The following is a 3,501-nucleotide window of genomic DNA, read 5'->3' as shown; positions in this document are numbered from 1 at the left end:
TTTTATCTCCTCCCTGCTCAGCACAGAACCCCTGCTGGAAATCAGGAGGCACAAAAGGTCGTATTCCTTTGGCGTCAGGATTATCTCTTTGTTTTTGACCTTCACTATTCTTCTCTTATAGTCGATGTTCAGTTTTCCTATGGTTATCTGTTCTTCGGTAGAGGGTTTTAACCTCCTCAGGCATGCCTTTATCCGTGCGATCAACTCAAGTGTCTCAAATGGTTTTACAACATAGTCGTCGGCGCCGCTTTCGAGTCCTATTACCTTATCGGAAATCTTATCCTTTGCAGTAAGCATTATTATCGGCAACGAGGGATACCGTTTTCTCAAGGTGCGGCATATCTCAACTCCATCTCCGTCAGGGAGCATGAGGTCGAGGATCAGGAGGTCAGGTTTTTTTGCAGAGATTGTCTTCTGCCCTTCTGTCCATGATTCTGCAGTAGCGACATTGTATTTATAAAGCTCGAGGTTCGCCTTTAAGACCTTCAGGATGTCCCTGTCGTCATCGATTACCAGTATTGTATGGTTTTTATTCTCTTTTAGCATGGCGTTGTTATCTTCTTTGCTATCTCCAGCAGTTTATGCTGTTCTGTCCTGTTGAAACCTTCCTGTGAAAAGCTTTCATGATGCCCTTTTGTGTAAGGCAGTTTAAAATAAAAACAGCTTCCGTTTTTGCCGTCGCTGTTTACGCCGATTATGCCATCATGCGCCTCTATTATGCTTTTGCATATGGCAAGACCGAGCCCTGTGCCTTCCTTATTGCCGTTTTTGTAGAATTTTTCAAAAACCCTTTCATGCTCCGAGGGCGGAATACCCGGACCTTTGTCCCATATTTCCACAACCGCATGATCCTTCTCGGGATATGCAAAGACAAGTATCTCGGATTCCTCCGGAGCGAATTTTATGGCATTTGACAGGAGATTGATAAGTACCTGCTTTATCCTGTCTTCATCTATGCGGACTGTAATATTGTTGGGTATGTTTGTATTGAAGTATATGCCTTTTTCATCGGCATTTATCTGGAAATACGTTAGGGCTTCAGCAATAAGATAGGAAAGGTTTACATCGGCAAAACGCAGTTCGGACGTCCCCATCTCTATCCTCTCGATGTCCAGCATGGTGTTGACCATGCGTATCAATCTCTCGGAGTTTTTCTTTATTACCTCAAAGAATATATGGAGGTCGTCGAGGGCTGTTTCTTCATGGTGATATTGCAAATAGGACGAGAGTTTTGCAGATATGTAATCTATTGCACCTTTGATCGATGTCAGAGGTGTCCTTAATTCATGGGATGCCCGTGCTATGAAGTCGGATTTTCTTATGTTCGCCTCATTAAGGAGACGGTTGGTTTCGATTAATTTCCTGTTTGTTTCTTCGAGGCCCTTTGTTGCATCCTTTATCTTATTGTTCAGGCAGCTGTGATAATCGGTGAGTGTGCCTGCCATTTGGGAAAAGGCGCTGCAGAGGTCTTCGAACTCATCTCCTGTCTTTAACCTCTTTGACGGAGAGTACGTGCCCTCCGAGAATTCATTGATTGCGGATTTCAGTCTTTTCATCGGGGTAAGTACAATCTTTTTCATCATAAAAAACATGGCGGTCATAAGTGTCAGGACAGTAAGGACAGCAGCAATTAACATGCTGTTCCTGTTTTCGGCAATCTCTGCAAAGGTTTTATCCATTGGGATTGTGACGCTTATAGCGCCCCTGACATCTCCGACTTTATAGCCCTGCCTTGCGTGGCAGTTAAGGCATGCATCTTCTACATAGAGCGGTGATATATACCTGAGATATTTGGAATTGTCTATATTTTCTATGGAGATGATCTCTTTTGGGGTAGTTTTTTCAAATTGCTGGAGTGCATTTCTCTCGAATTCATCCGGTGCGTTTTCCGGGTTTGTGAGTTTGAGGCTCGTTATATGGAACCAGTAAAGTCCTTTGTCCTTTGCATACTTAGATAGTTCCTTTGTGACCATTGCAGGCGTTTCCCTTATGTACCGCTTTCCCTGTACATCCCTGATCTCTGAATCCTTAATATAGGGGTTTGGCTTTATCCACGGAAGCTCCTCTACGAATATCCCTCCGTGGTCTGCTATCCATTTTCTTGTGATCACTATCTGCTTGAATATGGCGCGGGCTTCGTTCTCCACCTGTCCCATGATGAGTCTTTCCTGGCGATGGGCAATAAAATAGAAGGAAATGCCGAGGGCTACAATAAGGGGAATACTGCAGCCTATGATTAATTTAGTGCTGAGATTCAGCCTCATGTTTCTGATTTTTTTTAAATAAATCAGACATATCTAATTATAATCGATTTTGATAGATTTATGATATGCTGAAAAGTACAGTCCTGTCCTTGCCGGATTCTTTTGCCTTATACAGGGCGATGTCGGCGTTTTTTATCAGCTCATTGACGCTCTTGCCGTCTTCGGGGAAGGATGCCAGTCCTATGCTGACCGTTATCGCAGGACGCGGGAATTTAGGGAAGATATGCATTGAATTGATGCTGTCAGGGAAGCCGAGTCTGGATATTTCGGCGATATCATTGGTGGACGTTGGCTTTAAGCCCTCGATGGCACGTGAAATCATGTGGTTGTTATCTTCTATGTAGAGAGATATCACCTCATCCCTCAGTTTCCCGGAGGACATAACCGTCTTGAAGAAATTCCTCTCTTTGACCATTATGGAGACCGTGTCAACATGGAATAAGAACAACAGTGCATCAACGATTAATGAATGGACATCCTTTGTGGGGGCAGGTAATTGCATGTTGTACAGTACATCTATAAGGGTTTTAGCCCATTGGTATCTCTTGTGGTTCAGATTCCTTTCGTAGCTGCTTCTCAGAATGTTTTCCAGCAGGGATTTGAGGTGTGATGCAACTTTCTGGACAGAGGCATAGTCTTTTACGGCGATCACGTCAACCCATGATTCCATTTTCGGCGGCGAAAAGCCGAAATTCTGTCCCCTTTTAATAACAAAATCCTCAAATTCGCTCCGTACAAGATAAAATGCACTGCTTACAAGGACTATTTTGTCGTTGTCTATAATGACGGGGATAAAAAGATGGTGCTGGTTGGCAGGCCCTTTGAAAACCGAGGCCTCCTTCCTTACCACTGCCCTTTCTATCCCGCTGCGAATGAATTTTTCGTGTTCATCCTTCCCTGAAGCATACGCCTTTATCTGGGAAATCAGTTTGTCTTCACGTTTGAATGGAATGAGTAATGCCCCGCTGCTGTCGTATGTTGAAAAGGAGAGGTCGCTGATCTCTGAAATAGCATCCTGTACGCTTGACAGAAGTGCAATGTCGATAAATTCGAGATTTATGGACATGTATCCCCCAATTAAATGTCCCCCAAGCGAACTTTTTGCGAACTGTAAATAGGTTAGTAAATTATATTTTATTTGCTACTATTATTTAGAAGCTCGGGAACAATGTCAATATTAATTTTTTGGTAGTGATATAAGGATATGATATAATTGAAAAATCATGGAGGTATGCCC

3 protein-coding genes are annotated in these 3,501 nt (G+C 43.2%); all 3 read right to left on the bottom strand.

Annotated features, from left to right (window positions below):
- A partial coding sequence (locus V7L97_RS11730) for a response regulator transcription factor (protein WP_333656196.1) occupies nucleotides 1–546 on the bottom strand: 546 nt, incomplete at its 3' end.
- On the bottom strand, nucleotides 540–2,264 hold the full coding sequence (locus V7L97_RS11725; RefSeq protein WP_333656194.1) for an ATP-binding protein: 1,725 nt from the start codon (nucleotides 2,262–2,264) through the stop codon (nucleotides 540–542). The genes V7L97_RS11730 and V7L97_RS11725, both read right to left, overlap by 7 nt.
- Nucleotides 2,265–2,322: 58 nt before the next feature.
- Nucleotides 2,323–3,330 (bottom strand): diguanylate cyclase, encoded by a 1,008-nt coding sequence (locus tag V7L97_RS11720; RefSeq protein ID WP_333656191.1) that lies wholly within the window; start codon nucleotides 3,328–3,330, stop codon nucleotides 2,323–2,325.
- Nucleotides 3,331–3,501: the final 171 nt, after the last annotated feature.

Origin of the sequence: Dissulfurispira sp. (genome assembly GCF_036745535.1) — a bacterium.
Classification (GTDB): domain Bacteria; phylum Nitrospirota; class Thermodesulfovibrionia; order Thermodesulfovibrionales; family Dissulfurispiraceae; genus Dissulfurispira.
Note: the sequence above shows the minus strand (reverse complement) of the source record. Positions and strands in the feature narration are given on the sequence as shown.